Here is a 5,134-nt window from a genome sequence, read left to right as displayed (position 1 = left end):
TGTGACTGATGCCTTCTCCCTTTACCCTTTTTGATTTCTACTCGCCAATTCCCTCCTTTATGCCCCTTTTCAGAATAGAATTTCTTGCCCAACTGCCTGAGGGTTGCTGGCTGGCTTTGCTTAATTTTTAGTTCTACAAATTTTCATTAAATCCTCTTTTGAAATCCTCTTTTGCCAGCAAAAGTTTCAGTAAATTCCCGGCACCCTTCTTCTTGCCGGTTGAAAGGAGCCTTCTTTTTCTGGTAATGTACAATTCTACACAAAGCGAAAATCTCCTGCTTCTTTAAATAAAAAAATTTGTTTCACCAAAAGGCTGGCTTTCGGAAGTGCGGCTTCAAGAGCGGGAAAAAACCAGGAGAAGAATTAACAGGAAAAAAGAGGCAGAAAGGGCCAAACCCAGGATAAGTTCAGGAAGGTGGATACGTGCCAGGAAGGAGTAAGGGTCCAGGTGCACAAGAATCGCTCCAGCAATAAGAAGACTTGCCAGGATGATACTCAAAGCAAGACGGTCCGCGGCCTTCCGAAGTTGCCCAACCGCATGCGGGAACTCCCGGTGTTCGATTTCGAGGGAAACCTGGCCCCGGCTGATTTTGCGGGCCGCTTCTTCCACTACTCCGGGCAGCCGTGTCAGGCTCCCAGCTGTTTCCGCAAGGCGCTGCCAGAAGCGGCGCTGGAGCCGGCGGGGGTCGTACCGGCGCCAAAAAACACGCCACGCAAAGGGCTCTGCAATTTCCACGAGGCTCATGTCCGGCGCCAGTTCCCGGATTACCCCTTCAAGCGTCACCAGTGCCTTGGCCGCCATCACAAAATCGGAGGGAACCTGGATCCGGTGGCGCCAGGCGACCTCCATGAGCTCCTGGACAGATGTTCCGACCCGAATTTCACGAAAGGGAAGGCCGTAGTACTTCCGTTCGAGCCTGGCAAGATCGTGCTTCAGCCTTGTCAGATTGGGCCTCCCCCGCAGGATTCCGATCTGCAGCAGGCCTTTGACGATTCCGTCAAGATCATGGTGAACCAGGGCCAGGATTAAATCTGCGGCCTTCTCGCGAAGTTCCTCATCCATCCGCCCAACCTGACCAAAATCCAGAAAAACAACCCTATTCCCGGGCAACACTGCCAGGTTCCCCGGGTGGGGGTCGCTGTGAAAGAAGCCATCCACGTAAATTTGCTTGATCATTATATCGGCAAGGGTGCGGGCCAGGAGCAGCGGATCGCAACCAGCAGCAACTAATTCTTCGCGTCCCGTAATTTTTTGCCCCCGCACATATTCCATCACCAGGATCCGGCGCGTTGTATATTCCCAGTATACCTTCGGAATGTAGACGCGGGGGTCCCTGGCCAAATTTTTCTGAAGGACCTCGGCATTGCGGCCTTCTAAAGTAAAATCGAGCTCTTCCCTCAAAGAGATGCTAAACTCTTCCAGAATTTCTGTAATTTTATAGATTTCCCCAAGGGCGGTTCTCTGTTCAATGATGCTGCCGATTTCCAGCAAAATTTCTAAATCTACCCTGATGATCCGCTCGATTCCAGGCCTCTGGATCTTGACGACAACCTCCTGACCCTCCGGGAATTCGGCCCTGTGCACCTGGCCGATGGAGGCAGAAGCAAAGGGTTCAGGTTCGAAGGCCCTGAAAACCTCTCCGATCGGCTTCCCGTGCTCTTCAAGAAACAGTAATTCCACTTCTTCAAAGGGAATTGGGGAAACCCGATCCTGGAGTTGGGCGAATTCTCTCAGGTAGGCCTCCGGAAGGAGATCCGCGCGCGTGCTGAGCAGCTGCCCCAGCTTGATGAAAGTAGGCCCCAGCTCTTGAAGCACTTTAACAATACGCCGCGGTATAGCCTCGAGTTCCTCCTCCCGGGGAACGAAACGCCTTTTCAAGCGCCGGTAAAGAGGCAAGCCCGGGAGATTTAAATTTTCAATCACATAACTGAAGCCATGCTTAACCAGAATGTTAAGAATTTCCCGATATCGCCGCCAGTGACGGTAATGATAAAGCAAACTTCTGGTTTTCCCTACCGTGATCATCACTCCCTGCAAAAGGCGTTCCGGAGCTTTGAATTACCGCTTGACAATTTCTTTTAATTCAGGGGTGAGAGGATAAAAACAGATCCCCAACGTGCCGGGCCCCACGTGGGCACCGATTACAGGACCCACTTCGCAAAGCTCGGGGTTAAGTCCAGGGTATAGGGACCTGACGCGATCGTAAAGAACCTGTCCTTCTTCGGGGGCATCAACATGGACAATCCCTATCTTGAGGTCCGGATTCACCTGAAAAGCTTTGTCTAATTCTTCAAGAAGTCTTTTAATTGCCCTTTCCTTCGTTCTCACCTTTTCGTAAACATCAATGATTCCATCTTTTTGCCTGTTAAAATAAAGAATTGGCTTAACCTGAAGTACGGTTCCGATTAAAGCAGCCGCACCGCCAATTCTTCCGCCTCTCCGTAAATATTCGAGAGTGCCGGGGAAAAAGAGGAGGGTCATGTGCTCCATTACGTAATTTGTAACGCGAAGCACCTCGTCTTTACCTAAACCCAGGAGTGCCGCCCGGGCTGCGGCATCCACTACAAAATACAACCCGATTGAAGTCATCATCGAGTCCACGACGGTAATGTCTGCATCGGGAAGCATCTGGGCTGCAGTACGCGCAGACCGGACCGTTCCGCTGATACCGCCTGAAATGTGAATTGAAATAATACTTTCTGCCCGCGCCGCCCATCTTTTATAAACCTCCAAAAAATCTCCCACCGAAGGCTGAGAAGTAGTGGGAAAAACAGATGCCCGGCGAAGCTTTTCATAAAACTCTTTATTGTTATAAACTTCCCCTTCCTTAAAGCTCTCATCCCCAAAGTTGACAATAAGAGGTACCACCTCAACCTTTAATTCCTCCCCTCGCCCGGGAGGAAGGTAAGCAGTGCTGTCGGTAACAATCCCTACTTGAGCCATAGCCCACCTTCTCTCTTTCTTCATGTTTAAGCTAATTATAGCATCCCGTTCCTCCCACGCCAAAAAAATAACAAAAAATCTCCTTAGGGTCGCGCCCAAGGAGATCTATGACGAACCCGGGCTGAAAGTCCCGGAAAGGTTCTGCGAAAATGCAAGGCTGATTTTTTGCCCTCAAATTGCATTAAAATTGCATTATTTAAGCGCTCACAAAAGGCTTCCGGGAATTACCAACCCCGGAAGCCTTGATTTTCCTGGTGCGGCTGAGAGGATTTGAACCTCCACGGGGGAATCCCCACTAGATCCTGAGTCTAGCGCGTCTGCCAGTTCCGCCACAGCCGCACTCTTTTAACTTAATTCCGCTTTATAAATTAACACTTTTCATCCCTTCTGTCAAGGGTGAAGTTGCATCAGTCCATGTCAAGATCCAGTAGGTATCTAATAAAACTTTTCCCCTTAAGAGACCTCGACGTTCAAAACCTTTAGCTTCAAGGCAATGGCTTTGACCTTGAATTTAACTGAAGATTGTTGAGATAAACTTGACAGCCAGGTAGCTAGGGGGAACAGACAACAATAACACGTCACCCCGTCGCAAAACATTTAACACAGTAGAGCCAGGCTATCAGTGCTACCCGGGAAACCGACTAGCAAATAAGAGCAGCAAATTCCGGCCGGGTCAGTTCCCGTAAAACATGTTTTATCCAGGGACGATCCGCAAAAGGCCCTTTTAATGCCGGTATTGTCGCCTGCAGCCATTCCCCTATTTCTCCGGCTTTTTGTTTTTCTACCGGCCTTTCTACCGGTTTTATCTGCGCTATCTCCTTCAGCTTTCCATGTTCCACCGGCCAGCGCGAAGCATAATTGCTAAGCTCTCCGTTTGCTTTGGCAGCCAGAAGCCGGGCCATCCGGTCTCCTCCGGTTGTGGTCCACTTGGCCCCCAGGCGTTTCATCCGCCGTGCTACGTTGTGCTGGATCTGCCCTTCGATGGTTCCTAAACGTTTTGCTCCTGCCGAGTTAATAATCCCTGTCCAGTTTTCTTCAAGATAATGCAATAGCTTGATGAGCCTCTTTTTCCGGTTGCCTCTGGTTTTTTTGATTGCTTCTGTGAGTATTGCTTGGGTTTCCTGCCAGTTGCTATTGAGAAGACTTGCGCCTACTTTCTGAAAGGTTTCTTCGTCATACCAGAGGGCTTCGGTTAAATGCCTGTTTAGATGGTATGGGTCTAAGCAGTATACGGCACCGGGGAAGTATTCCAGCCCCTCTTTGATCCACTTTGCTCCATCTCCTCCTATGTGGATCTCTTTGGTCTGTTCTAAATCCCATCTCCCCCCAGCCTGTGCATAGGCCTCTTCCCAGGCTACCTGACTTTCTCTCAGGGTGCTTACCATAAGCTTGTTCTGCAGGGCAAAGCGGTTCCGGCCAATCTGTTTTTTACTTTCGTAGGTTACTATGTGCTTGACTTCTCCTCGCTTCTCTTTTTCCCGCTGCAGATTGACTATCACTCCGTCAGCTTCTATACGCAGCTCTGGTACTACTTTTTCCCCTGCCGGTGCTTCTCCGTTTTCAAATACCGCTGCTCTTTTTTCTTCTCCTTCTTGTTGCAGTATTTCGCCTACTTCTTGAACAATATGCCAGATGGTCATGGTGCTTATGTGGGGCACAAGATAGCTCAATATCTCTGCTGCCCGGCCAAAGGAAAGTTCGGTGCTTAGTTTGATCGCCAACTCTTTTAGGTAAGGGGTAACCCTGGCCCGCTCCGGCCAGCCCAGCAGTTCGTCTAAAAAGAATTTGGTTTCCCCGGTTTCTTTGTTCCTGTACAGGCGCCTTTTTAAGAGAAATTCCCCAAAGGTGCTGATGGCTGTTTTTGCCCGAAAACCGACCACCTCCCAGATGCTCCGGTCTCGTTCATTCATCAGACGGGTATCGATCTTTTCTAATGCCCAGGTGAAAATCTGGTTACAGACGTCCTGGCAGAGTTTGTGAACTCCTTTCTCAAGCTCAGAAAAGTCTTCGCACTCTCCAATTAATTTGACTAAACCTTTGACAAAAAGAAGGACTGCCCCCACTATGTGGCGAATATCTAGCATGAGACCTCACACTCCTTTTTGGGGTGATAGATTTTGGGTGCCGAGGTCTCTTTTCTTTTTAAGGAGCCGATCCCCTTCTTTTACCTACTGAAATTTTACATGGCCG

At 49.5% G+C, this 5,134-nt stretch carries 3 protein-coding genes and 1 tRNA gene; all 4 read right to left on the bottom strand.

The features are described 5' to 3' along the window. Positions 1-334: 334 nt before the first annotated feature. The 4 genes from HPY58_13745 to HPY58_13730 all read right to left on the bottom strand — a co-directional run bounded on the left by HPY58_13745 (position 335) and on the right by HPY58_13730 (position 5,028). Positions 335-2,029, bottom strand: coding sequence for an AarF/ABC1/UbiB kinase family protein (locus HPY58_13745; protein NPV30678.1), 1,695 nt, complete (start codon positions 2,027-2,029; stop codon positions 335-337). Between the two features lie 30 nt (positions 2,030-2,059). After that, positions 2,060-2,944 (bottom strand): DegV family protein, encoded by an 885-nt coding sequence (locus HPY58_13740; GenBank protein ID NPV30677.1) that lies wholly within the window; start codon positions 2,942-2,944, stop codon positions 2,060-2,062. A gap of 252 nt (positions 2,945-3,196) precedes the next feature. Next, positions 3,197-3,283 (bottom strand) — tRNA-Leu (locus tag HPY58_13735). Positions 3,284-3,585: 302 nt separating this feature from the next. Further along, a complete protein-coding gene (locus tag HPY58_13730) occupies positions 3,586-5,028 on the bottom strand; it encodes an ISLre2 family transposase (protein ID NPV30676.1) in 1,443 nt (480 codons plus the stop codon). Positions 5,029-5,134 lie beyond the last annotated feature (106 nt).

The sequence above is a fragment of the Bacillota bacterium genome, from assembly GCA_013177945.1.
In the GTDB taxonomy this organism is placed as follows: Bacteria; Bacillota; DSM-12270; order Thermacetogeniales; family Thermacetogeniaceae; genus Ch130.
The sequence above is the reverse complement of the archived record's forward strand: the minus strand, read 5'-3'. Positions and strand labels throughout refer to the sequence as shown.

What these genes read in the sequence shown, in the direction of transcription:
- HPY58_13730 (NPV30676.1), bottom strand. Translation starts at nt 5,028, where the DNA reads ATGCTAGATATTCGCCACATAGTGGGGGCAGTCCTTCTTTTTGTCAAA.
- HPY58_13740 (NPV30677.1), bottom strand. Translation starts at nt 2,944, where the DNA reads ATGGCTCAAGTAGGGATTGTTACCGACAGCACTGCTTACCTTCCTCCC.